This is a genomic window from Cupriavidus pauculus (assembly GCF_003854935.1).
In the GTDB taxonomy this organism is placed as follows: domain Bacteria; phylum Pseudomonadota; class Gammaproteobacteria; order Burkholderiales; family Burkholderiaceae; genus Cupriavidus; species Cupriavidus pauculus_C.
In genome coordinates this window covers 288,689-314,181 of the sequence record NZ_CP033971.1, presented here as the reverse complement: position 1 = coordinate 314,181, position 25,493 = coordinate 288,689, and the positions used below count along the sequence as shown (strand labels likewise).

The following is a 25,493-nucleotide window of genomic DNA, read 5'->3' as shown; positions in this document are numbered from 1 at the left end:
CCCTCTCAAGTCGGCTTGACCACAGACATGCAGGCAAGCCGTGCTTGAGGATGCGGAAAGTGCCTTAGAAAGTCGAATACTCAGGTTTTGACCGTGTGATTCGCCTTTTTTGAAAGGAACATGTTCCTTCCTGGCTGCTGAAGGCGGATGGGCCCTGAGGTTGCCACAAAGCGAATTTGTCGAAAGCTACCGAAAATCGGCCAGCTTTCGCCGCCATCCTGACCCGTTTGCCCGCCAACAATAGCGGGCATGGAAACCCCAGCGACCAACCACCCCCTCTTGCAATTGACGCAGCTTGCGGACAGCGCGGTCTCGATGTTCTTCGAGTCCCTGGCGCCGTTGCAAGACGTCATCCATGCAGCGGACGTCGCTGAAGTCATGATCAACCGCCACGACAGCATCTGGGTGGAGCGACGTGGGGTATTGACCAAGCTCGACATCGTCCTGGACCCGATCAAGGTGGAGGGCGCCGTTCGCTCCCTTGCTTCGTCCGTCGAGAAGTCCGCAGTGCGTGGCACGTCCCAAGGCATCATCAATGCCGGCCACAAAGGACTGCGGATCGCTGCGGTCATGCAGCCGACGGCAATTGACGGCCACGCGCTGAGCATCCGCCGGCACCGCGAAACGAATCTCACGCTGGAGGACTACGCCAAGGCGGGCGCGTTCTCGTTGCGCAACGCCACCACGCAGGCTGAGGAGCCGATATTCCACGGAAACGAGGAAGACGAGGCCCTGGTGCGCGCGCTCGAGCAGCTGATGGTACGGCGCAAGAACATCATCGTCGCGGGCGGCACATCGTCGGGCAAGACCACCTTCCTTAACGCACTCGCCGGCCGCGTCCCGGCCACCGACCGCGTCCTCACCATCGAGGACACCATGGAACTCAAGCTCACGGTACCGAACCTGGTGCGTCTGTTGTCCAACAAGGATAAAGGCGTCACCACGCAGCATCTTGTCGCGCTCGCCCTGCGCTTCCGGCCTGACCGCATCTTCGTTGGCGAAGTGCGCTTTGGCGAAGCCTTCGACATGCTGCAAGCGCTCAACACCGGCCACGACGGCGGCATGGCGTCCCTTCACGCCAGCAGCGCTCGCTCGGCCCTCTCTCGCCTGGAGAGCATGGCCCTTCTCGGGATTCCACCCGGCTCGGGATGGAAGCTCGACGACATGCGAAAGCTCATCGCCGACTGCATCCACTACGTCGTGCACATGAAGCGTACCGGTGAGATGCGTCACGTCTCGGAAATCATCGAGATCAAGGGTTTCAGCAACGGCGAATATGACATCAAACGCGTTTTTTAACCAACGGAGTCCATCCGAAATGACCTTCACCCTCAACCACCGTGTGCGAGCCACCGCACGCAAGTACGCGCCCTCAGCCCTGCTGATGGTCGGCATGATGGCTGTTGCCACGTCGGCAGTCGCCGCCGACGACGCGTTCCTGAATAACCTCGGCAACTTCATCTGTGGCATCGCAACGTTCATCAACACGAAGTACCTCTTCGTGGTGGGCCTGATCGTGATCGTCCTGGGCGCATACGCGTATGCCAACGCGGAATCGTCCCTTTCGAAGTTCATCTCCGGCGCCTGCGTCGGTGTGGGTCTCGCGGCCGCAGCACCCTCCATCCTCAAGTCGCTCGGCCTGATCGCCTCCTGTACCGGGTTCTGACATGCGCAAGCACCACGTGAGCATCGGCTTGTCCATGCCGCGCCTGATCGCCGGCGCAGTACGGGGTCTGGCCATCGCCAACGGCACCATCGTTGCGCTGCTGATTTACGTCACGTATCGGAGCGGCTGGCAAATCCCGGTGGCAGTGTTTGTGTATGGCCTATGCAGCCACGCCTTGCTCGCGTGGCTGACAAGCCGTGATCCGTGGTGGAACCAGATCCTGAACGTCTACAACCAGTACGGCGACGTATACGAGTCCCTGCCGTGGCACGGCAAGTCTCACGCGGTGTTCCGCCGTCCCTATGGCTTTGACAGCGACCTGCCATGCTGAAGCTGAAACGACGGCCGCTGGCGGAAATCGCCCCGTGGCTCACCTCGATTACGCCCGAGCTCATCCTGAACAAGGACGGGTCATTGCTCGCAAACTACGATTTCCGTGGTGTGGACGCCGATAGCGCGGACGCGAGCGACATCACCTCCGCACGCGACCAGCTCGACCAGGCCTGCCGCGCCTTTGACAACCGCATCACAGCTTGGTGGCGCCTGACGCACCGGCGTACCAAGGGGTACGTAGAGGGCGAGTTCAGCAACGGAACCGATGCCCGTCTCGACGCGCTCAACCGCGCCCACATGACAACGGGCAGGTATTACCGCAATGCGCATTCGCTGAGCATCGCCTATACCCCGGAGACGGGCGTGGCCAAGTTCTTCGAAAAGATTGGCCATCACATGACCGTGGGCGGTAAGCCGATCCTCGCCGCCCTGCTCGAAGCGACCAAGGATACGGTGCTTGCCCGCAGCGCCTTCGCCTTCGACATGGAGAAGATCCGCTCGGACACGCGGCGGTTCGAGGCCATGCTCGACGCGTTCACCGGTGGCATTCCGCGCATTAAACCGACGCGCCTGGCGATGCAGGACAGCTACGCCGCGCTCCATCAGGTCGCCAACCCCAGCGTACCGAAGCGCCGCATCCGTTTCCCGGTGACGATGCTCGACACTCACCTGAGCGAGTCGGAGATTACGGTAGGTTCCGAACGCCTTCTGTTCGAGTCGGCGCACGGCAAGCGCTATGCCGCGGTTGTCGCCGTAAAGGAATGGATGAGCTTCCAGGAAGCCGCGCTCGACGCTCTCCTGCAAGTCGATGCGGAGCTGGACATCTGCATCATGTACCGCTTCCTCGATACGGCACGCGCGACGGCCTATATCGAGAAGGTGCGTCGCTTCTACAAGATGGCGGCAGTCAACCTCCGTTCCATGGTCCAGCAGTATGTCTCGAAGGAAGAGAATGAGAACGACGAAGGGCGGGAGGAACTGGCCAAGGAAGCGGGCAAGGCGCTCAAACGTCTGACAGCGGAAGGTGTGCAGCACGGCTTCGCCAACATCTCCATCGTCATCTATGCCGATACGGAAGCCGAAGTCGAAGACGCGGTGAGCGAAGTGATTGGCACGCTGACCAATGCCGGCTTTGGCGCGATCCGCGAGAAGACGAACCTGATGGCAGCGTGGAACAGTACCCTGCCCGGCCGCTGGGACCGCCAGCGACGCCTTCAGTTTGTCGAGACCCCCGCCGTCTCGGATATCGCCCCGGTGCGATCGGTGCTCGAAGGGCCCACCCGCAACGCATGGCTCTCCGAGAAGACCGGGACCGAGGTGCCACCCCTCACCTGCTTGCCGACTCGGCACCGCACCGGGCAACGCGTCGATATGCATCAGCCGGGCGGCAACGGACACTTGTTTGTGATCGGCCCGATCGGGGCCGGGAAGTCGGTCTTCCTCAACTTCCTGGTGTCGCAGGCGGATCGGCACAAGGCGCGTCGCATCCGTTTCGACAAGGACCGCTCCACGCGTATCCCCACGCTGCTCAGCGGGGGGGCATTCATCGACGTAACCGGCAAGTTCCAGGCGAGCACGCCGGTCAATCCGCTGTCGCTCCTCGCCGACCCGGGCAGCTTCACCTACGTCACCGAATGGCTGACGCTGGCCCTCGAAGACGACGATTTCTCCCTTTCGCCGCAACAAAGTCAGGACATGTTCGAGGCAGTGAAGCTGCTCGCGAGCTATCCCCGCGAGCGGTGGACCCTCAGTGCCCTCTCCACGATGCTCCATGCCGATCTGCGCGAGCGGCTGCAAATTTGGCTGGTGGGCGGGCAGTACGGTCACTTCTTCGATCATGTCGAGGATGCCTTCGCAGTGAGCGACAACCTCTGCATCGAGTGCGGCGAACTGTTCCAGAAATTTCCTCGGGCGGCAGCGCTCTTCACCGACTATGCGTTCTACCGGATCAGTCAGTCGATGGACGGCATCCGCTACACCGTCATCGAAGTAGAGGAATGCGGCTTCTTCTTCCAGAACGAGCGCTTCTACAAGCGCTTCGAAGACTGGATCACCACCATCCGGAAGCTCAACGGCTCCATCTGGGCGGCGACGCAATCCCTGCGGCAAATCGCGCGCGTGGCGAACTTCGAAATCCTCAAGGAGAACATCGCCAACTGGATCTATCTGCCCAACAGCCAGGCCAAAACGAGCACGGACCTTTACGGGGACAAGTTCGGCCTGACCAAAGACCAGATCCAGATGATCTCCGACGCGGTACCGAACCGTGACTACCTCTGGATCACCAACGTCCAGACCCGAATGCTCCAGACCGCTTTCAGCGACGAGATGGTGGCAATGCTGCGCTCTGACGGTGTGGCGCAATCCATCTGCGACACCCATTACGCGTCGGGCGAGCCCGACTGGCAAGACCGCTACGTGCGCGAAATGCTCGCCCGCGCAGCCTAAACACGGAGATAGAAAGTGAAGAAGTGGATCGCCAACCTCGCCGTCGCCGCGTCCGTCCTGGGCGCCGCCCCCGCTCACGCCGCCCTGCCCGTCACCGATTGGGTGGGCCTCGTGCAGACCACGATCTCGGCGTTGCAGTCCATCAAGTCCGAGGTGTACGAGAACACCAACATCGTCTACCAGTACCAGATGATGGCTAACCAGTTGCTGCAGGCCACCGGGCTCGATGCTGAAGCCATCATGGAGCAGTTCAACAGCATCAAGGACGAAATCGGCAAGTACGAAGTGTACGGCACTACGCTCAAGGACCTGTATGGCACCGTCTCCGACAACGCCGACTATCTCAAGAAGATCCAGAGCATGGTCGTTTCGTCCGGCAAGACGAAGGAACAGTGGTTCGAAGATCAGCGCTCCCTCCTGACCAACGGCGACAAGACAGCCAAGGCGCTTTTCAGCCTGGGCGAGCAGATCTTCAAGAACACGCAATCTGTCGCCAAGCGACGCCAGAAGATCCAGTCGCAGATCAAACTTTCGCCAACCGCGCAAGCTGCCGCGCAAACCACCAACCAGATGCTCGACGTACTGGCGAGCCAGAACTCCGATCTGCTGCAGCTCATGAGTGTGCGTGCCCAAGCCGATGCCGATCGGGACCAGCAGACCGTTGCCAAGGAAACCCAGAGCGCAGAAGCGATGCGATCACTGGCAGCCGCACAAGATGAAGAGCTCAAGAATCTCCGAGCCCGTGTCTTCTCCCGCAAGCTGCAGTCCAACTGACCATCCCCCACTATGCAGATCGCCCGCTTCATCGTCTTGCTTCTGACGGCCCTTCTTTTGCACTCGCCGCCGGCATTCGCACAAGCGTCCGCCCCTGAAGCGGGCACCGACACCGCACAGCAAACTGCCTCGAACAAGGGTGGCAACCCCGGGCTATTCGCGCAGCCTGGATCGATTGGCGAATCGCTCAAGAGCTGGCTCAGTCAGTTCGAATCGTTCCGTACCGGTCTGATCGGGGGCGCCACCACATTGAGCAAGTCCCTCACTCCGGACGCCGACAAGATCGCCTTCGGGCTTGCCGTCATTACGCTGACGTTGGCTGGAATTCGTTTCGCCGCGGCGTCACAACCTGTCGCGGCCTGGACCGAGGTCTTCGAAACGCTCCTTATGCTTGGCATCTTCGCGTCCCTCTACACCGGCTATGACAAGTTCGGGCCGGGCATCTACGAATACTTCCAGCATCTCGCCGACAAGATCGCAGGCACGCAAGCGATGTCTCCCGCGATGACGCTCGCGTCCGTCGGCGCCGGATTCCTTGATTCCTATATTGAGTCTATGAAGGCGGCAAGCGGTATCTCGGACGTCTTGATGATAGCGTTTGCTGGAATGGTGTTGCTGGCTGCGTTCGCTTTTTGCGCCGTCGCAGCGCTTCTCTACACGTTCTTCATTTCCCTCGGCGAGATAACAGCAGCCATCGGAATCGTGATTGGACCTATTGCCGTCGCCCTGGGATTCTCCGACTATAGCCGTCGCTACTTCTCTTCGTGGCTGGACTTCATGATCGGCGCCTCGATGTACTCGGTCGTTGCCGCTGTGATGGCTCGCCTCGTCTCGAGTGCACTGGTGTCCACGCTCACCGATCAGAAGAGCGCCGGCACAGCGACGCTCGCTGGTGCCATGTATGCCCTGAGCGTTGCGCTGTTCATGATTCTTGTCGCCTTCGAGCTGCCTAAAATAGCCGGCGCGATCTTCGGCTCCGGTGGTGGCATCAGCGGTGGTGGGGCCATGCGGATTGGCCTCAAGGCTGCCAGCGGCATCGGCAAGTTCCTGGCGAAGCCGAAATGATGAGTACGCATACCCATACCTCGATGCCGGCAGCGGCGCTATTGTCGGCTCACGAGAGCCGCATTGCGCTGATTCGCCAGTATGCGAACGAGGTTTCTGGCGACTTGTTTGCCACGAAATGGCTGAGCATTCTGACGCGGTGCGCGGACTGGTTCTCCAGTATGCCGTTGCGCTTCGCTGAACACGCGGAACCGGGCGGTGCATTCCGTGCTACCGTCGAAGCGGCGTACTTTGCGATGCGCCTGTCCGGCGCGCAGAAGTTCGGCGCGGACCAGCCGTCTGAGCGTCGGCGCATGCTCGAACCTCAGTATCTCTACGCCCTTTTCCTTGCCGCGTGCTGCTCGCGGCTTGACGAGCCGTGCCGTCACTTTCAGTTCTATCGCGACAGCGACGGTGCAGAGTGGATCCCCGCCGCCCACGGCGCCTTCGGTCCCTGGGTCGGCACGAGCACCTACCGTGTCACGAGACGCGAGGCGATCCACCCCATTGAGCGCATGCGCACCGCACTTCTCGCGCGCGAGATTCTCGGTAGCGAACGATTGAGCGCCTTCGACAGCCAGGTGCTCACCGAGCTTCTCGGTGCGATCAATCCGGATCCCAGGCCGACCGGACTCGAAACATTGCTGCATAAGGTCGTACGGCAATCCATCGACACACTGACCCAGTTCGAGATCAAGGCCAGGAAAGCGGAATTCGCCCCGGACTCGACGCCGGTACCGAACGCCGAGGTGCTGGAGAAGGCCATCAATCCATCCATGACCCAGGCCGTGACGACCGCGCCGTCAGCTCCCGCGAAGCCCACCGACGAAACAGGCAACGGGTTGCAAGCGGAATCCTCGGTCACTGGATCGCAGGCCATCATCGAAGCGCCCGATACCACCGCCGCGGAGACCTCTGCAGAGCGAAACGTGGTTCAGCTCGACGGGGCTCGTTCGCTGCGCAGGGAGTCATCAGCTGACGATCCCTTCAAGGCTTTGGCCGGCGCCTCGAACTTGATGCGGGAGTTCTTCAAGGCGCTGGCCCAGGACGTTGCCAGTGGCAAAGCCAAGATTGCGCGGATCGACGGCAAAGTCTCCATTAGCAAGCGGTCGCTCGGCAACTATGGCCTGGCGTCGGACACCCTTATCGAGCACCTTCGAAAGGGCAAGCACCTATACAAGGTCGATGGCCAGAACATTCTGTTGATCGACGAAGTGGGACGTCTGATCGCGCCGGAGACTGCGTCATGATGAACCACTACATCAATCATTTCCGGCCCATCTACGAGTTCCGCGCGGCCGTCGGCTGGACCATCGCAGCATTGTTGATTCTGCTAAGCGGCATGCCGCACGCCGGCTATTTCGCGCTCTTGTGCCTGTGTGCCCTGCTGCTGCGGTCCGTACAGGTTTGGCGCGCCCTCAGGTTCCGACTTGCCATTTCCACCAAGTGGCTTACTGTCGTCAAGATCGATGATCTCTTCGATGCCAGCCGCCGTCTCCGCTCGAAGGACAAAGACGCGGATGCCATGTACCTCGGCACTGGCTACGAATGGACCCAGAAGCACTGTCAACTCGCGCACGATATTCTGCGCATGCCGTCCACCGACATTCCCGGCTTGCCAAAATGGTTGCCGAATGAGACGGTACGCGCCATCGAGAAGGCCTTTGCTCCTGCCAACAGCATTGCGGACCATTCGCCTCAAGGCAAACCGTGGATTGCGGGTCTGGAGACGAAGAAGCAGCCCGTGCCGTTTCACTACAAGGCGATGGGCGGGCACACGTCCATCAGCGGCACCACCGGTGCGGGCAAGACGCGCACGTTCGAACTGATTTCCACTCAGGTAATTCACAACCCTAACGACGTTTTGATCGTGATCGATCCGAAGAACGACGTCGAGTGGGTCGCAAGATGCCGACGAGAATGCGAGCGTACGGGTCGGAAGTTTCTGTATTGGAAACAGGCGGCGCCGTCCCAATCCATCCGTCTGAATCCACTGGAAAACTGGTCGCAGCCATCGGAAATACCCACGCGTGTCGCCCAGCTCATGGAGGAAGGCCCGTTCCGGCAGTTCGCGTTCCTGTTCATCGATCGTTCTGTCAAAGGCGAGCTCTACGTCGGCGACAAGCCCAACCTGCGCTCCATCCTCCAATACGCACAGAACGGTATCAACAACCTGCTCGAGCGCGCGCTTCAGCGCTTTTTCCCCGAAGCCGGCATGACGGACTGGCAAGACGAGGTCGCCGGATACATGCAGCAAGTTGGTCAGAAAGGTGGCGGTACCCGTCTGGACGCTATGGTTCGACTGTATATCGACCGCTTCTCGAATCTGGGCAAGGGCCACGAGTCGATCGACGGTCTCATCTCGACGTTTCAACACGATCGAGACCACTACGGCCGGATCATCGCTTCCGCCCTGCCCCTCCTGCAGATGCTGGCCACCGGCGAGACCGGCCTCATGCTGGCGCCCAAAGCAGATGACTTCGAGGACGATCGAGAAATCTGGGATATCGACAAGGTCATCAAGCAGAAGGCCGTGCTCTACGTCGGTGCGGACTCCCTGTCGAACTCCATGGTCGCACAAGCCGTGATGTCGATGCTGCTTGCGGACATTGCTTCGGTCGCGGGCGCGATCTACAACTTCTACGCGAAGCCTCCCGAGATCGTCCTTCAGGTTGACGAAACGGCTGAGGCCATCAACGAGCAGTTGCTCCAGCTTCTCAACAAGGGGCGTGGTGCAGGCTTCAAGGCGTTCGTTGCTTACCAGACGCGTTCCGATTTCACGGCAAAACTTGGAAACGTGGCCAAAATGCAGCAGGTTTTGGGCAATCTGAACAACCAGATCGTTCTACGCTTGGAAGACATCGACACCGCCCAATGGTTTGCCGAGAAGGCAGGAACGACGGCAATCCGAAACTTGGTGATTTCCAGCAGCACAAGTACCGGCACGGAAGCGCACGTAGGTGAATTCAGTGGCTCCGTTTCGCGGTCCGCACAGCTTGAAAAGGTACCCCTGATTCCGCATGACCTGGTCATGCAACTGCCGAACCTCCAGTACTTCCTGCGGATATCCGGCGGCGCCGTCTACCAAGGTCGTGTTCCAATTATTCAGGACTAACCATCCATGCGCAGCAGCCTGTTCCGCGAAGTTATCAAGCAACACAATCTGTCGGCGAAGCTCTCCCCGGTGTTCACCCTCTCTCCGGACCTCGATGAGATCTGCGCGCGCGTGGTCGACTACATCGGCACGAACTACCGTGTGCGTGAAGAGCCTTTGATCAAAGAAATGCTGACGGACGGCATCGCAGCATGGCGCGCCGCGCGCAAGCATGGCGATCCGTCTGTCGCGTTCATGAAGGGCCTCTTCTCGCGCGCGCACGACCTGTACAACAAGCGCTATGCCGCATTCAAGGGCGAGAAGTACAACGTCTGGTATCCGTTCCACGAATCGATCCCGGCATTCGAGCAACGGCAGCTGGCAGGCTACGTCTGCCAAGTCGTTGACGAGCCGGTCCCCGGCGAGATTTCCCAGCGCTGTGCTGCATTTCAACTTGCGGCCCGGGTGCTGACCGGATACGCCTTCTCCCGTTACTTCGAGAGCTACGATGTCGCTGGCAGCTTTGCACACTGACGCACGCCGAGTCGCGCAGCGGCTTCGCCGTATTCCGGCCATGGTGGCCGCGCGCATCTGTAACGTCGACCCGGCCCTGGCGCTGGCCATGGACGACTGGTTGGCCTCGCATGCCTATCCGGCCGAGACGCCGCCCGATGCCTTCACAGCCCCCAAGGCCGCACCTTGCTTCGCGCTTGTGCACATCTCTCTCGCCAGGCCGGGTGTGTTCTGGGCCGCGCTTGTCGCGATTCCCAGCTTCCCCGTCCTGCTGCTACTGCGGTGGATCTGAACCATGGCAAGTAGCCGATTCGCATCCCACGTCCGTCTTTGGCTGATTATTTCGCCACTCATGATCTGCACGCTGGCGCCATTCATTCAGGACCAGACAGCGTTCGAGATCAGTCGTTCCGAACAGGCGTCTGTCGAAGGGGTCCTTGGGACGGAGAAGGCAGATATCGCGGTGGCATCGGCAAACGCCCGCTTTCGCGAGTGGTTTATCGACTCCGGGGCGGTGAAAGCATCCTTCGCGGGTTCCGATACCCCGACGGCTTTCTCGGACGGGGGCGCGTCAACGTTCGGCCGCGGCTGGATGCAACACTTCTGGCTGACCATCTATCGCGCGCTATACCGTTCGGCGGTAGCCCACCACTGGCTCTTGGGCGCGACAGTGTTGATTCTGGCAGTTTTCAACGATGGATCGGTATCACGAAAGATCCGGGCTGCAAGCGCGGGATTCGCCAATCCCGTGTCCTTCCATGTCGCAGCCCACGGCCTCATGCTTTGCTTCGGGATTGGAGCCTCCGCATTGCTTCTCCCGGTTACCCTGCTCGCCAATTGGTGGACCTATGTGGTGTGCCTGGTGGGCCTGCTTTGCTGGCGCCTAGCGGCGTCGTTCCATGTCGGCAAATAGTCCGGCCACTCAATGACGACAAGGCCATGTGGATGGCCTTCCAAACGGAGAAATCATGACCACGACCGACCTGATCCCCGCCGATGAGAACATCCTGGACGCTTCGGTAGCGGCTTCCCCTACCCCGAGCACGCTCGGAACCATCGACAGCACCGGGGACGTCGAGCACGAGCTCAACGAGATGGATGCTTCGGCCGATGCGCTGCGCAACGAGGGCCTGCTCTCGCCGGCCGATCATGAGCAGCGCAAAGCTGACGTCGAGCGGACGCGCAAGCTCTTTCGTGAACTACCGCCTGAGCAGCGCCAGGCGATCATCCGCCGGCGTCGCGAACTCGGCCTGCAGATCCTCGACCGCGAGCTCGCGGGGGCAGCCGTCGTGCCTGTCGCTTTGAAGCTGAATCACACGCGCCTGCGCCCCCTCTTCGAGCAATGGTGGCCCTACATGAACCGGATGTCGCTCAATCTCCAGCGGTTCGGCCAAAGCACCTTCACGCGCGCCGAGCTTTCCACGTTGGAGGCGTACCTGGAACGCGAGCTGTCGAAACTCGAGGACTACGTCGACGAACAGGTACGCGTGGCGAAGGCGTACAGGGAGCAACGCGAAACCGAGATGCGTGCGGCGGGAGACATCGTCTTTGCGCCGACGATCCAGCGCCCTTCGCTCTCGCTCGAGATTCAGGCTTACTCGCGTTTTGCCGTCCGCGCGCTGCAGGTTCTGGTCAAGTTCGACCAGACGATGGATCAGTTCGATTTCATGGTCTGGAACGGCATCCGGGACCAGAGCGATGTCAACGAGGAAGTGTCGCGGTTCCTGCGCAAGTTCCAGCCGTTGGGCCTTCGCAGCTACACCACCCATTTGAAGCTCATGACAACGGTGCGCGGCATCTGATCTGCCGCTCAGCCATCGTGGCATCAGGTCCGCTCCACTAAGTCTTGATTGGTCTTGATGCCACCATGTGGCACGTCTTTGCAACGCTCTCACAAATCGTGGTCGGAGTCGGTCGGACCATGTCCCTCGCAGTGCGAGAATGAGGCACATGCCCGAGAAGGCTCGTGGCACTTGCGCCATGTTGCCGGGACAAATCCGAGCAGGTCTGACAGTACCGGTCCAATGGCCTGATCTGATCCAGCAGCACTATGTCCCTCCACAAAGCCCTTGAAAAACTGAATCCCTCTCAACGGGAAGTAGTGGAATGCCGTGACCATTGCGTCGCGGTGGCTGTGCCGGGGGCGGGAAAAACGGCCACAATCGCAGCCAAGGCCGCCTTGCTACTGAGCGACCCTCGCGTGTCTGTAGGCGCGGTCACCTTCAGCAAGGATGCCGCGATTGAGCTCCGAGACCGAATCTTGGCCCTGACGGGTCCATCTGCCAAGAAGCGTTTAATCGCGGGCACGTTCCATTCGTTGGCCTACAAGCAACTATCCCTAACGGCCAGCAAAAGGCCAGACATCGCAACCGATGGCGAGCGTGCAGCAATTGTTGTTCAGTTGTTACAGGAAATGGGGCTGGAATGGAAATTGGAAGATGCGGTGTCGGCGATCGAGAAGTGTAAGACGGAGTTAAGCTATCCGTCCGCTGACACGGTTGAAGGCCAGCTCTATGCGGGATATCAGCAAGCTCTAGAGCGCAATGGCAGGCTGGATTTCCAGGACCTCATGCGCCACGCGGTACGCGGGATGCGTGACGGCACTATCAAACCATTCGCTGTTGATGCGTTGCTGGTTGATGAGTTCCAGGATTCGGATCAGCTGCAGGCAGAATGGACCAGCATACATGCCCGCGCCGGCGCTGCAACGGCCGTGGTTGCCGACGATGATCAGACCATTTTTTGCTTCCGCTCTGCGCTAGGCAAGAAGGGAATTGACGCATTCGTAAGAGAGTTTGATGCACGACAAATCGTGCTCGGGATCAATTACCGCTCGCACTCGGAGATTCTATCGGTTGCCGACAAAGTAATTCGCAATAACCGGGAGCGAATAGTAAAGGAGCTTGTGGCTTTCAAGGGTTCAGGCGGTGACGTGAGGTTCATCCGGCACGATGATGAATACAAGGAAGCTGTGGCCGCGGTCGAGGCAATGGCTGCAGCGATCCGCGGCGGCGAGAGCGCTGCAATACTGGCTCGTACAAATAGAATCCTAGATCCAGTCGAGGCGGTATGCCGCTCCCATGGCGTCAAATATCACCGCGCCGCTGGCCGGTCTATCCTTGACCGGCCAGAGTCCGCTCTGTTTGGCAACCTTCTCGCGCTTGTAGAGCATGGCAAATCCGCTGGTCTCGACGCCGTTCTTGGATTCGCCGGGATCGGGATCACTGATCTCCAGGTTATTCAAAAATTCATTACCCCATCAAAAGTCCCCTCGAATGTGACAAAAAAGGAATTGCTCGCGGCCGGGCTCGGAGACGACGCCGCAAGCAAGTATCTCGATCTGAGCAAAAGGATGGCTGAGTGGCGGTCCCTTTGCACGCGAGACTTCCCCGCATTGGTGCTGGATGGCGTTCACGAATGGATGCTGAAGTGGGCTAGCAACGATCAAGGGAAGCGATCGATAAACACCACGTACGATGTGCTGTCACGCCTGAACGGTAGCTTCTCCGACCGACTGAACTTTCTTCGTCGAAAGAACAACGAGGCTACTGCCGACGCGATCGTGCTTACGACATTCCATTCCAGCAAAGGGCTAGAGTGGGATCACACCGCCCTCATTCGGCTGGAGGAAACAGTCATCCCAGATGAAGGCAGCGTCGAGTCGGAGGAACGGAGGTTGTTCTACGTCGGGGCCACCCGCGCCAGACGCGTTATGCTTCTTTCTACAGCAAAGAAGAGCCCGACCTCTCGGTTCGTGATCGAAGCAGGTCTAGCTTAAGCTGCCCATTGAATCTGTCTAAGCTGGCTTTACAGACAGACAAATTTGCAAGTTCACTGCTGGAGAGCTCCAACTCGACCACAACGCCCGCACCTAGACAGCCACCTTTCCGGTTAATACGTAGGAAAGGATGTCCTCCGATGTAGGCGCCCCCCAAGTTTGGTCGGCTAGCCAAGTGTAGAAACTCGTTTGAGCAAGTTTCGAAGGACGCTTGTTGGCCACGAGCTTCAGATCGGCCGCCGCGCACTGGTCGTTGTACCGCTCCATCAGCGGCGTCTGCTCTTCCGCCGATAGTTCGGCGAAGTATTCTTGAGCAACGGGCAACCGAGCGGCAATGTACTTCTCCATCGCTTCGGCTGCAGACTTGGCTTTGGGAGCCTCGGCAGCTGCAGGCTGCTCGGCGACCTCTTCCGCATCCATGCCTCGCCCCCAAGCCTCAGCCAACGTCTTACGGAAGTAGGCAGGAACGTTATCGACGGCAGGGGCATTTTTCTTTGACAGCCTGGCACGAACATAGGCCAAAGCGTCTCGCAACGATCCTGAGCTGTGAGTCTTGACAAGCTTTCGAGCCTCGCTTGCCGGAAGACCCAGTTTGATCATCGCTTGCACCAGTTCACCTCCCCCGGCGTCTTCTTGGACGGCTTGTTCCTTGCGGGTGATCTTGAACTGGAGGTCGGATACCGACCTACCGATCTTGTGCTCAATCAGTTCAAGAGTGTGGTCCGAGACGTCACAGATCTCCGCTATGCAGGGGTTCAGGACTGCACGCTTGAAGATCTTGTACTCCTTGTACTTCGTCTCGCTCTCCTCGCGTCCGAGAATCAGATTGCGAAACACCGGCAGAGGAATGCGGGCCGTAATTCCAACGCGTTCGTACCGAACCGTGTTCTCCCACAGGGCAAGGGAATGCGCCCTGCGGAATAGCTTCGCGATACGCATGTCGATCATTGCGTAGCGCTCCGGATTCAGGAGTTCCTCTCTGATCTGGGGCGCAAACGAGTACGAAAGCAAGGAGCCGGTAATCTTCGCGCCGGCCAAGAGCGTCGACCCGGTCCAGGTTGCAGTTCCATCGCTATTCAGTTGATCCCAGTCGACAACCGTGCGCATCAGCGACTTTGCCGTCTCTTTGATGTACCCGGTGTCCTTTGTGGTCAAAGCCAGGTTGGACATCATCTCGGGGATCGAAATCTGGAAGGTGTCCGTAGACCCGGCTTGACCCAGGCGATGCTCGATTGCGTTTTTGATCAGCGCGTTAAACAGCCGGCGCTGTTGGAGAGTCAGTGCGCCGCCCACTGGCGAAACGTGGATTGCCTGGACCGCCTTCTTGAATGGTTCGGGCACCTCAGCTTGCTGGAACAGTGCAATCTGGGATCCCTTTGCAGGCGCCTTGGCTCGCGGCATGTCTATTTCCCGACTCTTGATGGGTGAAATCTTAGACGCGTATTGTTCACCTATCAAGGGTACGTGTAGTTTTCCAACGGTTCTCCAGCATAGGCCAGTCGAATCAATGACTTCCCTGCCCCGGTAAAGCCGGGCTCACCCCAAAAGGGTTCACCCTAGCGCTCCGAAAGCTACCCAAATATGTTCACCTTTCACAGACCACAGCGAAATGCTGCAGGTTGAGGCCACTGTTTTGAGGCGAGAACCTCGCGAAAGGTGAAAGCCATTGGGGCCCACGGTGCTTCCTTGATGCAATGCCGACGATGCTCAGACGGAATCCCTAAATCCTTTCACCAACGATTCCTCAAAGGAGTTCACCTGGGGGGTATTTACAGCTGTAAAGTAAGCGCACACCAACTGACTTTACCCCAAAGTCCTTCACCTATGCTGCCCCCAAGGATGTTCACCTTGTCGATACCGAAAGGGTTTCCGGGTAGCTGTGCTACTTAAGGACCCAAATCCTTTCACCCATCCTTGGACCCAAAACTATTCACCTATGGGACTTGAGGTGGAATCCCGGGCACGCGGCGCCCCAAATCACTTCACCCCTGGGATCCCCAAATGGGTTCACCCTATGTCTTCAGGCGTTGATCCCTAACGGCATTCACCTGTGCCCCAAATCCACAACCCCTTCTCCCCAAAGCGTTTCACCCGATCCCCAAATCCACACCCCTAGGACCCCATAGAACTTCACCATTGCCCCATCATCGTTCACCTTGAGCGTGAAAAATCCAATGAAATCAGGCGTTTGCAGAAGCTAAAGGTTTACTAAAGGGTTTACAGTGTTTACCAAATCACTTAAACCGCAAGTGCTCTTAGGTAAACATCTGGAGGTGAACATTATTGGGTAGCGGCGAGAGTGGGCGCTAATGGTGAAGCGCCCAAGGGAAGAGTATGTCTAGGCGGAGGGTGAAGCCCAGAACGGATCGCTACGGGCTAAGCCTCGGTGGATGTGAACTTTGCTTTCAACTCCTCGACGAGCGCCTGGCGCCGCACCGGATCCAGCAGCGTGATTTCAAAGGTCACCTTCCCAGAATCCCAGTCCTTCAACACGCCCAACGGCTTCCCGTCCGCCGAAAGCAGCTTGTGCTGACGAGAAGTCTCCTTCTGCTTGCGCGCTGGCTTGTTCTCGTAGCGCGCGCGTGCTTCCTCGACATCCCGACACACGGCAACTTCGTCTCGCACCTTCATGGCCATCGTCGCCGCGACAGAAGATCCTGCTGCTCGCTCAAGCAAGGTCAGCTGATACAAGGTAGAAAGCGCAAACGGTTCCGGCCGTTCCTTCACGATGTCCAGTATGCCGTCGGACAACTTGAGGATCGACATCGTCTTGTTGACGTTCGGCAAAGACATGCCCGTAGCTTCCGAAATGGCCGACTCGTTCGGATAGATGCCCTCGTCCATGAGCGATTTCCATGCGAGCGCATTATCGAGCGGGGACTGCTGCTCACGCTCCGCATTCTCCTTATACGAGATCTGGTAGAGCTGTTGGTCAGTGAGGTCCGGATGAATCATCAGTTTCATCCGGGTCTTTCCAGCGGCCTTGAGGGCGCGGAATCGGTAGTGACCACCCGCCAGCACGCGGCGACCGTTCCTGATTGTCGCTAGACCCGGAACGAGTTGACCGTCTGCCCGAATTTCGCCTGCGAGTTCATGCACACGCTCCGGACGGTAGAGGCGGCGCGCGTTGTACGGGTTCTCATCAATTAGAGAGATATCGACTTCTTCGAAGTACGGCTCCCTATCGCGGGGCTCGGTTGCGTCGGCAGGATGAAGGGTGATCGCGGCGGGAGCAGTGACCGAGGCAGTACTGTCGGGCGCCGGAGCATCCATACGTTTTTCCGCGAAGCCATTCGGCTGACGCTCCACCAAAGCCTGAGCGCGCGCGAAACGATCTGCGGGAGGCGCTGCTGAAAGAGCTTTGGCGGCCTGGTCCCGCATTTGCTCGAGTCGACTCTTTGCCATCAGACCACCTCCTCTTTCTGCTTAGCGTTTTTCCCTTTGCTCTGCTTCCTTTGAACAGAAAAGCCTAGGTTCTGAAGAACCGTGTCAGCGAGAGCTTCAACTTCCTTTACTGCCGCCGATGCTCCTGACACGGCGTGCACACTAAGCCCGAACATTTGGGATTCCCCGTAAGCGTTACGCTGCTGCAGCCCCGTATCCAGGAGCGGAATGTCGTGATCGTCCTGAAGGATCTCGGTGCAGGCCTTGAACACGTTCCCGCGGCGAGACATCGATGGGATGCAGTACGTCTGCAAGGCTGGGTTCTCGGTCTTGGCCCTCCGTGCAAGCTCTTTGGCTTCGCGGCTAGCCCAGACGTTGTCCATCAAGGGTATGACCGGGATCAACGCGATATCCGAAATGTTGAGCGCAGCCCAAGGGATGGATGACTCGATAGCTGGCGGGCAGTCGATGAATATGAAGTCATACGTGTCGGCGCGTTTCTCAATCTCTCCCAGCATTTTTTCGCGCAGCGGGGCCAAGCTTATGACTTCCGCCGGAAAGGGACGCTCTTTCCCTGCTTGGCCGGCCCAAATCGTACTGGTCCCTTGCTTGTCCATATCCACGAGCAGAGCGCGCAGGCCGCGCAGCGCGAAGGCAGCCGACAACTGCATGCATGTCATCGTCTTGCCGCAACCGCCCTTCTGGTTGAAAACGGTGATGATTCTAGCTGCCATATATTCTCCACATAAGATATATCTTTTACTTCCACGCAGGTTGCGTAACTGAGCGAGCACTTGCGATTAATACTTCATACTGACGAAAAATCCAAGCAGTATCTCGTTAAGTTGCACACTTGCGACGCAAAACTCGCCTCCTCCTTCCGTTCAGACCTGCAACCTTCCTGCCAGAACGCGACCCGTACTTTCAAGCGTGAAAGCACGGGGCACCACACCCCGCGAAATCTGTGGTCCAGCCCCCGCGCCTGAAGCTAGGAGCAACCGAGTTGGAGACGTTCTCTGAAGGGGCCTATGTCTTCAGAACGGTCTCCGCCTGCGGATATTCTCAAAGCTCAGCCGTGCTGAAGCGATGATCGCTTGGGACACGAGTCAACAGGATTCGAGCAGGGCGAATTTGGATCTACATAGTTGGCGATGGTGGGAGATGATTCGTAATCTTTTGCGTGGGCAGATGCCAGGATAAAAGTCCGAAGCCAGACACTTACGGCCGTTGGTGCAGTTGTGACTTTCAAGCATGAAAGTCGTCACTCCCGTGCACCGTGATGAAAAAATAAGAGCTTTAATCGCGTTAATGACGCAGTTGACGCCGCGCGGCGTCACGATTGGCGAGCGCAGAAAAACCATACGGAAGGTGCCGGCAAGATCCGTGGCTAGCGGTACTTTCAAGCTTGAAAGCCGGGCAAGCAACTTCCGACTTGGCGCATGCCGACGGGCACGCAGGCCATGTTATGCGAGAGCAAGCGCTTCTCGGTCCAGGTACTTGCCAGAGGCTCTTTGCCTCCCGCACTTTCAAGCTTGAAAGTTGCCCGGCCACATATCGCTTTGCCCAACTACCTGCGTTGCCCTTCCAAATGCCTACCTTAAAACTCCTTCGACATGAAGCCCCTTAAAATTGGGGAGGAGGGCCATCTTTACCGAACTACTCGGTTCGGCCCTCCAAAAAAGCCACGCCTTTGTGCCACGCCCGTCCGGCGTATTACCGGCGAGAGTATCAGTAAGTATTTTGAAATTTAATATAAATATCAATTTTGGCAAGCCAATTTCTCGGCCCTGGTATTGTCCGTGCCCTTATTAGAGAGGTCCCGTAATGAGACGGTCGAGAATTATCCCGTTGCTAGAAGAACGTGGACTTCCGCAGGCTACGAACTCTGAACGGATATCGGTTTTCCATTGACATGCCTCTAAGTCACAAGGTCGAACGACGCTGTGGGAATTGGCGGAAACCTCAGAGCGGGAGCAAGTTCGAAGAACGGCCACATGTTTGGAGCGCCGAACTGAAGCCGACGGTGCGGCCAGTGAGGAGGGCACTGCAATCGCCGTCGCGACAGTGGTAAAGCTCAGCCACGCGCTGCCGGTGGGTGTGCGGGCCTTGCCAAACCGGGCGCGGAGCCGGTCTCGCCGAAGCGACCACGGGTCAGACCGCCTCAGAACGCCGCGTAGCCTGAATCGATCCCGCGCTGGGACGCCATTGCGACCTGGCTTATATAGCGGGACGATACAGGGAGCAGATCTTCAGCGTCGCAACCATTTCCCTGAAATGACATGTGGAAGACGGCCGAGAAAACTTTTACAGACACCGCGACCCAACCCCAAGAATTGCGATGTCCAGAGGCCTTATGAGGCAGTGGAACTGAAGGCGTAAGTGCTTGATTATATTCATATCTTGTCAGTGCGCCCTATTAGCCGCCCAGAATTGGGCTATAAAATGCTATGCAAATTATTTTTTGTCCTGCGGAAGGGGGCCCGCTAGAGGCGGGGCCCGGAGCGACTGCAGGCTCAAGGCCGGATCCCTCGAAAGGAAGGGGGCCGACTAGCTGCGGCGCGCCCGTGCCCCATCGCCCTACTGGCTTCGAAGTGTTCGTGGCTCTGGGCCGAAACAGTTACCTCCCCGCTGCGCCCGGCGCCACGGCCTCCCGGGGTGGTTCTACTCTGCCGCCCCTGCTTACCCAACTCAACGGCAAACTTTGGATGACGTCATTAGCCAGCCACCTCATCCCGGAAATGCGCCACGTCCCCGCGCTGCCATAGTCGCCCACACGACGCCTGAGCCGGAGAGCATGGCCGCCGGTCGGCGGTCCTTCTATATAAATGTGGGTTAAGTCCACCTTTCCACCGCGGGTTGCCGGCCTCATCTTGCTCGCCGCGGGGTTCATGCGATCCGAAGTCCAGACGTCTACCGCGCCGCCGGCACGCTGAAACTGAAGGTCACCTTGCCGATACCTGACTAGCGAGATTCAGGGGCAAGCTTCGCGTGGACCTCCCCGGATCCGTCCGTCGCCATCGCGGCAGCCTCGGACAAGACGCGGGAAGCGGGTCTGCCTCGGTCCCGACGCTGGTCGGCACTTGCGCGACCGTCCGGACCGTAACCGCCGGCGCGACCATTGTAACGGCCACCGCAACGCTCCCCACTGGCTGCCGCGTGGCCAGCGTGATGCACTTGGTGGTGCAGGAGGCGCCGGCCAAGTCTTACCCCGCATGGTGGCGCCCGCGACGTCGGCAGTAACAAACTGGGGCGACGCGCGGACAACGGCGCTCGCCGTGCGCCGCTCAGAAGGAGCAAAAGGGGTAGGCGGCCTGGCCGACTGGTTGCCGACGACGGAAGGCGCAACCTTCGTGGCGACGCGGCCGCCGTCGGGAACAACGAAAAGGTGGCCAGCCTGATTCGGCCTACGCCGCATGCGCCGTGACGCTGGCGGCCTGCACGGATGAGCCGACCGGAAATCGGCTATGCGCCAAGGCCGCGCTGACGCCTCACGCGTGGTACTGCACGACCTATACGGGTGGGCTGCGCGGACTCTGGCTTTGGCCGCGGGCGAGAGCTTGCAGCTAGGGGATGCTAATGGCGACACGCAGGTCACATACGACCCTAAAAGCCTTGCCATCGCCATCCTCCTCGGCCTCTTTGCTCCTTGTAGGCGGCTATCGCAGGGCCTCAGTCGAATCTCTCGCGGCCCTGGCCATGTCGTCCTTCGAGCTACCACAATGCACTGCGTGGCCGTTCTTAATGCCCGGCTTAGCGGATCGTTTGCCACTATAAGCGCGGACGTCAGCTTCAAACATTGAATGCTGCTGCTAAGTTACGCTTCACTGGGCGACAGCCAGGCCGCCCGCCATGTTCGTGCGCTGTCGACTTCGCTGCCTTCCAAGGCGTTGGCGAATTCCTCTATGTCGGGGAGGGCGGCCCCTGAACTGATATCCCGTTCTAGGACCACAATGGTCGGATTGGGAGGGCGGCCCGCTGCGAAGGCAATTTCCTCTGCCGCCCTGAAACCTCCTCGCGCTGCCATGACAACGATTGCCGCCAGTTGCTGGCCACAGTATGGGTGATCCTTCAGGTAGCTTCGCATTGGGGCAGCGAGATGTCCCATCCAAACCGGGGCCATGACGACGAGCCGGCTGTAGTCGTTCAAGACCGGACCCGCATAGCAATACGCCACACGTCTGCGAAGCAGGTTGTCAACGATACAACGCAGGTCGCCCCACAAGCCTGCGCGACGGACGCGGTCGAACACCTCGAAGACGGGACAACCGAGACGCTGTGCCAACAGTTGCGCCGCCTGACGCGTGGTGCCCGTCCGAGAGTAGTAGAGAATCGCTGTGTTAGGCATAGTTCGCACCCTGGTGGACGTGGGGTCCGGGGAGACCGGTACAACAAGATTAGAACGCAGGAACGGTGCAGTTTTGACGTGAATCAAGGACTGAACACCCCATTGGACTAGTCTTGGTTAAGACGTTGACTACCTGATGGAGATTGAGATGGAAAACAGATTCGGTGCTGGCGCCACGCTCGCTGCGATCGTCGCTCTACTGCTCGCCTCGCCCGCTAGCGCGCAGAAGAACTACACGGACGGTGGCGACCTCTACGGCGGCTCACACACCCCGCCTACAAAGGAATCGCCTGCGAAGCAGAGTCAGAAGAAGAGCTCGGCTCAGCGCAGCGGGAAATTCGACCCGTATACGGAAGGCACCCGCACCGGCGGGCAATCTCACGCCGCCAAGCTTGCACCCGAAGATCCGCCTCCTCTTCCGGACAACGTGGCCAAAACGGGTAAGTTCGATCCCTACACCGACGGCCGGTCGAAGTCGAAATAACCGGAAAAAAATTCCCTCGCCATAGTCGGGTAGCAGCGGCGCACCCCTGCGGGCGACTGTAAGGGTTTCGGCAGCTCGAAAAATGATGGAGCGACGCGTGCTGCTGGCACCCGCCATCGGCCTCATCGACATACCGCACCTGTTTGCTGGCCGGCAGGGGCACGCCGGAAGGCTCCGAAACCAGCAAGGATGCCCATGCGCCATCGAGAAACCTGCTAAGCCAGCAAATCGCATCGCCTTGAATCGAAGCTCGGCTGTTGTTACTGTCGATGACCGCCACGCGCGGTAACTTGCCGTCCGCCGTACACGGCTGCTCGGTATAACCCGGCTGCACTCGGCTTACCGGCATGGAAGGTGGCCACTGATTACTCCGAACTCACTTGGAGGACGTGGCCAATTCTAGGGGGAATTCAGGGAACAGGGCGGTCGCGCGATTTCCATGGGTTTCGCCGTAATAGCACGGATAGATTGCTGGTTTTCGTTGATATTTTGGCGATCTTGATCTTGAGATACCGATCGGTAATCGGCGGGCGACCGCTATCGCAGATGCAGTAAGCTGCCAGCGAAGAGACAATCGTCCGTTCTTCGAAGAAGCAGGCGCCCTTGCGTGTGAGAGCGCAAACAACAAGGCCTGAAACAAGCTCACATCGCCGGCGTAACCGGAACTGGAACCGCCTCCTCGTCTACCTTGAATGCGGAAAGCGCCAGCTACAGTTGGAAAAGTCCTTGGAAGTGCGGCAACTGCTTGGCCTGGAAGTTGTGATTCGGTCGGATATTCCGTAGGGAAATCTGGTGACCCGCCCGACTGCGCCAGGAACATCCGCGAGCACAGCGCAGCCTCTTGTGAGCCCGCGCCGTTTTCTGCTCTGGCTTATCTTCAATATCTATACTGGCACCAACGATGGTCATGCAAAAAAACTGTCCATGGACAGGATGCCCGGGAAAGGGCCGATACTGATGCCTTTCTATGATTTGATGTGTACGCGCGAGATTCTGGTTATCGAAGGAGTTTGCGTATTCCGTGGCGGTCGGGCGCTGCCCGGTAAGTTGACAGCCGACACATGGCAACATTAGTAGGTAGCCTGCCGGTAAATCTTGCCGGCGTAAATCCATTATCTGGAAGCCCGCCATGCCCCTTCATCTGCTGGTTGCCGCTCCTGTCATGCTGCTGTGCTTGGTATTACAAGGCTTGGTTATTGCCGTTTGTCTGCGACGTTACGCTCGATTCCGGTCTACGCAAGACGGTCGGCGTTCGCTCTGGACCGACGTGCTCCTACTGGCGGGCGTCATGCTGCTTACCTTGCTTTGCAACGTGGCGCAGATGGCGATATGGGCGCTCTTGTTCCTTGCGCTCGGCGAATTCCAGACTTTCTATACTGCCCTGTATCACTCTGGTGTCAATTTCTCCACCTTGGGTTATGGCGATATCGTAATGTCGGAGCGCTGGCGCCTATTAGGGCCACTGGAGGCGGCTAATGGAATCCTCATGTTCGGCATGTCGGCTTCGGTTATGACTGCTGCAGTGCTTGACGTTATCAATAGCAGTCGGAGTGCGGTCCCCGCAGGAGACATTGGCAACGCCTAACGGAACGCAGATCTGCGACCGATGAATCTGCGCGCCGAGGCCCAGCTTAAACGGATGGTGCGCCATCGTCGCCACGGACGCACCGAAGGGCGGCCAGGTTAGCCCATGGTCCCTAGCCAGAATGCTGGCGCATCGCCTAACGTGAGGGATCGATGTGCCCTTCAAGCCAGATGAAAAATGAGGCGACGATCTACTTTTTGGTTGCTGGTTATTGCCTTCCTGGTTCCCTGTCGGGCGGCCGGCACTGAACTCGGCAGTAAAGATGGCCCTGCGCCTCTCAATGTCGCCGAGATCAGCGACTTTCTGGGTCAGGACCCATACGATCTGGAACTGCTGATCAGCTTTGGGACATCGAAGGGTGGATCAGCAGGTCATATAGCGCTCGCCATCCGTGATACTGCTTCCAACGAGGAGCTTGTGTATTCGGCCAACTTCTATGCGGACAGAGATCGTCGACACGAAGGAAAATTCCACACCGCCGATCTTATCGTGACCATTCCGAAGCGGGAGTATCTTTTCCATACCACTTCTTCGACATCAGAGCTGGCGGTGTTCGGCCTCGACTTTGGGGAAACCTATAAGCGCTCGGTGGTAGGGGTTCGCGTTTATGGTGTGCCGCTCCAAGAAAAACAAGCCCTGGTCAGATACTTCGGGCGAATTAACGACGACTACCATGAACGTAGGAGAGATACCGAATACCACGCAGGCGAAGTCAAGTATGACTACTTGCGCCTGAACTGTGCAAAAGCGATCGGCGCGGCGTTCAAGTATGGCGCTGGTTACGATGGCTTGGTAGTTAAAGCACCGAAAGTGCTGTCCCGCCGACGGGTAGTGGCCGCGGCCACGGCGAACATTCCGACCGAGATGGCGATCAAACTGCTCGCAGAGTGGGGGAATCGAGGTTACGGTATGGATGTGGTGCTGTATAAGAAGTACGAGGGCTCGAACTACGTTGAACCCCGTGAGGAACCGAAGATTCCATTCAAGGATCTCCCTGATCGATTCCCTTCGGTGCTTTCTCTAGATTTCCGACGGGAACAGGGCGCTTATAGAGACTTCGACAATCTCTATGCGATGTATCTCTTCTACAACCTTGGAAGATACAGCGTGCGATTGAATGGCTCGACTCAGTTGCTTGAGATCGAGAGGAGCAAGCAGTCAATGGCTTATGCTGCTGCTGTGGAGCACGCAAACAGGAGCGCTCGATCAGATGCCGATAACTTTCGTCGGCATGCGCTTTTCAGCCCGTTGGGCACGAGAATTGGTGAGGCGCCGGATAACACGCACCTCTACCGGTTCGGGGACGCTGAAAAAGAGTTCTCTTCGTCGCAATGATCGAGAACCGGCAGTCCCGATAACCGCCTGGCGTGATCCTCTATCACATCGGATCGAGCGGAAGTACGCTCAATCCTGAGGTGCCACTTGACGTAGTCCTGCGCTGACTGCGAAGAACCCCATTCTCGTCAAACTCAAACAGAACAGTAGAGGAACGAATTTCGCCTCCGGAAAAAAGGGGGCCGATGAAGGGAATATAGCTTTCGGGATGCGGTCGCGACGTTGCAAACGAATAGATGAGGATCGCTGTTCCGCTTTTCAGCGTCACCGCAGAGGTCGGCGCCCCCAGCTGAGCGGTAACGTCCTCAAGTGTGGAGAAGCCGGGTAAGAAGTTAGCTAAATGCTCGGGCCTCACGTCTACGCCGGTGGATATGCACGCAGTCAAGATGACACAGAGGCCAGTCGCGGAGTAAGCGAATTTCATGGCGTCGGCACCGTCCTTCAGATGTGTGCCCGGATGCTGGCGGTGTTGGCCCTCTTACTAATGTAGCGGAAGGTGTTACGCATGGGCGAAAGTCTGAGATGGCTACCGCACCGTGTGAGCAGAGCCGGGAGGAGGGTCGGGCTGGAACCAGTGGAAAACCTCGGTTGGCATTGGACGGCCTGTCAGTCGAGTATTCAGTTATTTTGAATAACTATGACAGCGATAGCCTGTTTGCGCCGGGCCGGCGGTCGCTATAGTTCAGCACATGGACGGCGCGACAACGCAG

At 58.6% G+C, this 25,493-nt stretch carries 21 protein-coding genes; 16 read left to right on the top strand and 5 right to left on the bottom strand.

The features are described 5' to 3' along the window. Positions 1–249 precede the first annotated feature (249 nt). The 13 genes from EHF44_RS28120 (at position 250) to EHF44_RS28060 (ending at position 13,650) form a co-directional block, all read left to right on the top strand. A complete protein-coding gene (locus EHF44_RS28120; protein ID WP_124687037.1) occupies positions 250–1,299 on the top strand; it encodes a CpaF family protein in 1,050 nt (349 codons plus the stop codon). 19 nt (positions 1,300–1,318) lie between these two features. After that, positions 1,319–1,666, top strand: coding sequence for a TrbC/VirB2 family protein (locus EHF44_RS28115; RefSeq protein ID WP_124687036.1), 348 nt, complete (start codon positions 1,319–1,321; stop codon positions 1,664–1,666). 1 nt (position 1,667) lies between these two features. Then, positions 1,668–1,997 (top strand): conjugal transfer protein, encoded by a 330-nt coding sequence (locus EHF44_RS28110; RefSeq protein WP_124687035.1) that lies wholly within the window; start codon positions 1,668–1,670, stop codon positions 1,995–1,997. Beyond that, complete coding sequence (locus tag EHF44_RS28105) at positions 1,991–4,447, top strand: VirB4 family type IV secretion system protein (protein ID WP_124687034.1); 2,457 nt, start codon at positions 1,991–1,993, stop codon at positions 4,445–4,447. Before EHF44_RS28110 ends, EHF44_RS28105 begins: the two co-directional genes overlap by 7 nt. Before the next feature lie 15 nt (positions 4,448–4,462). After that, positions 4,463–5,221: a conjugal transfer protein TrbJ gene (locus EHF44_RS28100; protein WP_124687033.1), complete on the top strand. Its 759-nt coding sequence runs from the start codon at positions 4,463–4,465 to the stop codon at positions 5,219–5,221. A 12-nt stretch (positions 5,222–5,233) separates the two neighbouring features. Next, on the top strand, positions 5,234–6,286 hold the full coding sequence (locus tag EHF44_RS28095) for a type IV secretion system protein (RefSeq protein ID WP_124687032.1): 1,053 nt from the start codon (positions 5,234–5,236) through the stop codon (positions 6,284–6,286). Then, positions 6,286–7,515 (top strand): TraI domain-containing protein, encoded by a 1,230-nt coding sequence (locus EHF44_RS28090; protein WP_124687094.1) that lies wholly within the window; start codon positions 6,286–6,288, stop codon positions 7,513–7,515. Before EHF44_RS28095 ends, EHF44_RS28090 begins: the two co-directional genes overlap by 1 nt. Continuing rightward, complete coding sequence (traD, locus tag EHF44_RS28085) at positions 7,515–9,380, top strand: conjugative transfer system coupling protein TraD (protein WP_124687093.1); 1,866 nt, start codon at positions 7,515–7,517, stop codon at positions 9,378–9,380. The genes EHF44_RS28090 and traD overlap by 1 nt, the downstream gene beginning before the upstream one ends. Positions 9,381–9,386: 6 nt before the next feature. Further along, complete coding sequence (locus EHF44_RS28080) at positions 9,387–9,893, top strand: hypothetical protein (protein WP_124687031.1); 507 nt, start codon at positions 9,387–9,389, stop codon at positions 9,891–9,893. Beyond that, on the top strand, positions 9,868–10,164 hold the full coding sequence (locus tag EHF44_RS28075; protein WP_253700452.1) for a hypothetical protein: 297 nt from the start codon (positions 9,868–9,870) through the stop codon (positions 10,162–10,164). The genes EHF44_RS28080 and EHF44_RS28075 overlap by 26 nt, the downstream gene beginning before the upstream one ends. A gap of 3 nt (positions 10,165–10,167) precedes the next feature. Continuing rightward, positions 10,168–10,785: a DUF4400 domain-containing protein gene (locus EHF44_RS28070; RefSeq protein WP_124687030.1), complete on the top strand. Its 618-nt coding sequence runs from the start codon at positions 10,168–10,170 to the stop codon at positions 10,783–10,785. A gap of 55 nt (positions 10,786–10,840) precedes the next feature. Then, positions 10,841–11,674 (top strand): ATPase, encoded by an 834-nt coding sequence (locus tag EHF44_RS28065; protein WP_124687029.1) that lies wholly within the window; start codon positions 10,841–10,843, stop codon positions 11,672–11,674. Positions 11,675–11,922: 248 nt separating this feature from the next. Further along, the gene (locus EHF44_RS28060) at positions 11,923–13,650 is read left to right on the top strand and encodes an ATP-dependent helicase (RefSeq protein WP_124687028.1); all 1,728 of its coding nucleotides are present in this window, start codon (positions 11,923–11,925) and stop codon (positions 13,648–13,650) included. Positions 13,651–13,743: 93 nt separating this feature from the next. Here the strand turns inward: EHF44_RS28060 and EHF44_RS28055 are convergent, their stop codons facing one another. The 4 genes from EHF44_RS28055 to EHF44_RS28825 form a co-directional block, all read right to left on the bottom strand. Then, positions 13,744–15,051 carry a replication initiation protein gene (locus tag EHF44_RS28055; RefSeq protein WP_124687027.1) on the bottom strand — a complete coding sequence of 436 codons (1,308 nt, stop codon included), beginning with the start codon at positions 15,049–15,051 and terminating at the stop codon, positions 13,744–13,746. 975 nt (positions 15,052–16,026) lie between these two features. Continuing rightward, positions 16,027–17,055: a ParB/RepB/Spo0J family partition protein gene (locus tag EHF44_RS28050; protein WP_124687026.1), complete on the bottom strand. Its 1,029-nt coding sequence runs from the start codon at positions 17,053–17,055 to the stop codon at positions 16,027–16,029. Beyond that, positions 17,055–17,768 carry a ParA family protein gene (locus tag EHF44_RS28045; protein WP_124687025.1) on the bottom strand — a complete coding sequence of 238 codons (714 nt, stop codon included), beginning with the start codon at positions 17,766–17,768 and terminating at the stop codon, positions 17,055–17,057. Before EHF44_RS28045 ends, EHF44_RS28050 begins: the two co-directional genes overlap by 1 nt. Positions 17,769–20,848: 3,080 nt before the next feature. Next, positions 20,849–21,181, bottom strand: a complete 333-nt coding sequence (locus EHF44_RS28825; protein ID WP_253700450.1) for a hypothetical protein — start codon at positions 21,179–21,181, stop codon at positions 20,849–20,851. A gap of 346 nt (positions 21,182–21,527) precedes the next feature. On the opposite strand from EHF44_RS28825, the gene EHF44_RS28035 reads away from it, so the two are divergent. The 3 genes from EHF44_RS28035 to EHF44_RS28025 all read left to right on the top strand — a co-directional run bounded on the left by EHF44_RS28035 (position 21,528) and on the right by EHF44_RS28025 (position 24,783). After that, complete coding sequence (locus tag EHF44_RS28035; protein ID WP_124687023.1) at positions 21,528–21,863, top strand: hypothetical protein; 336 nt, start codon at positions 21,528–21,530, stop codon at positions 21,861–21,863. A gap of 1,129 nt (positions 21,864–22,992) precedes the next feature. Next, entirely contained in the window at positions 22,993–23,448 is a 456-nt protein-coding gene (locus EHF44_RS28030) for a potassium channel family protein (protein ID WP_124687022.1), read from the top strand. Positions 23,449–23,649: 201 nt separating this feature from the next. Then, entirely contained in the window at positions 23,650–24,783 is a 1,134-nt protein-coding gene (locus EHF44_RS28025) for a hypothetical protein (RefSeq protein WP_253700448.1), read from the top strand. A 43-nt stretch (positions 24,784–24,826) separates the two neighbouring features. Here EHF44_RS28025 and EHF44_RS28020 read toward each other — a convergent pair whose 3' ends face one another. Then, a complete protein-coding gene (locus EHF44_RS28020; protein ID WP_124687021.1) occupies positions 24,827–25,207 on the bottom strand; it encodes a hypothetical protein in 381 nt (126 codons plus the stop codon). Between the last annotated feature and the right edge of the window lie 286 nt (positions 25,208–25,493).

Excerpts from the sequence above, each read along its gene's own strand:
- EHF44_RS28090 (WP_124687094.1), top strand. The coding sequence starts at position 6,286 with ATGAGTACGCATACCCATACCTCGATGCCGGCAGCGGCGCTATTGTCG.
- EHF44_RS28065 (WP_124687029.1), top strand. The coding sequence starts at position 10,841 with ATGACCACGACCGACCTGATCCCCGCCGATGAGAACATCCTGGACGCT.
- EHF44_RS28050 (WP_124687026.1), bottom strand. The coding sequence starts at position 17,055 with ATGGCAAAGAGTCGACTCGAGCAAATGCGGGACCAGGCCGCCAAAGCT.
- EHF44_RS28120 (WP_124687037.1), top strand. The coding sequence starts at position 250 with ATGGAAACCCCAGCGACCAACCACCCCCTCTTGCAATTGACGCAGCTT.
- EHF44_RS28035 (WP_124687023.1), top strand. The coding sequence starts at position 21,528 with ATGGAAAACAGATTCGGTGCTGGCGCCACGCTCGCTGCGATCGTCGCT.
- EHF44_RS28055 (WP_124687027.1), bottom strand. The coding sequence starts at position 15,051 with ATGCCGCGAGCCAAGGCGCCTGCAAAGGGATCCCAGATTGCACTGTTC.
- EHF44_RS28075 (WP_253700452.1), top strand. The coding sequence starts at position 9,868 with ATGTCGCTGGCAGCTTTGCACACTGACGCACGCCGAGTCGCGCAGCGG.
- EHF44_RS28070 (WP_124687030.1), top strand. The coding sequence starts at position 10,168 with ATGGCAAGTAGCCGATTCGCATCCCACGTCCGTCTTTGGCTGATTATT.
- EHF44_RS28030 (WP_124687022.1), top strand. The coding sequence starts at position 22,993 with ATGCCCCTTCATCTGCTGGTTGCCGCTCCTGTCATGCTGCTGTGCTTG.
- EHF44_RS28115 (WP_124687036.1), top strand. The coding sequence starts at position 1,319 with ATGACCTTCACCCTCAACCACCGTGTGCGAGCCACCGCACGCAAGTAC.
- EHF44_RS28020 (WP_124687021.1), bottom strand. The coding sequence starts at position 25,207 with ATGAAATTCGCTTACTCCGCGACTGGCCTCTGTGTCATCTTGACTGCG.
- EHF44_RS28045 (WP_124687025.1), bottom strand. The coding sequence starts at position 17,768 with ATGGCAGCTAGAATCATCACCGTTTTCAACCAGAAGGGCGGTTGCGGC.
- EHF44_RS28105 (WP_124687034.1), top strand. The coding sequence starts at position 1,991 with ATGCTGAAGCTGAAACGACGGCCGCTGGCGGAAATCGCCCCGTGGCTC.
- EHF44_RS28110 (WP_124687035.1), top strand. The coding sequence starts at position 1,668 with ATGCGCAAGCACCACGTGAGCATCGGCTTGTCCATGCCGCGCCTGATC.
- EHF44_RS28095 (WP_124687032.1), top strand. The coding sequence starts at position 5,234 with ATGCAGATCGCCCGCTTCATCGTCTTGCTTCTGACGGCCCTTCTTTTG.
- EHF44_RS28060 (WP_124687028.1), top strand. The coding sequence starts at position 11,923 with ATGTCCCTCCACAAAGCCCTTGAAAAACTGAATCCCTCTCAACGGGAA.
- traD (WP_124687093.1), top strand. The coding sequence starts at position 7,515 with ATGAACCACTACATCAATCATTTCCGGCCCATCTACGAGTTCCGCGCG.
- EHF44_RS28080 (WP_124687031.1), top strand. The coding sequence starts at position 9,387 with ATGCGCAGCAGCCTGTTCCGCGAAGTTATCAAGCAACACAATCTGTCG.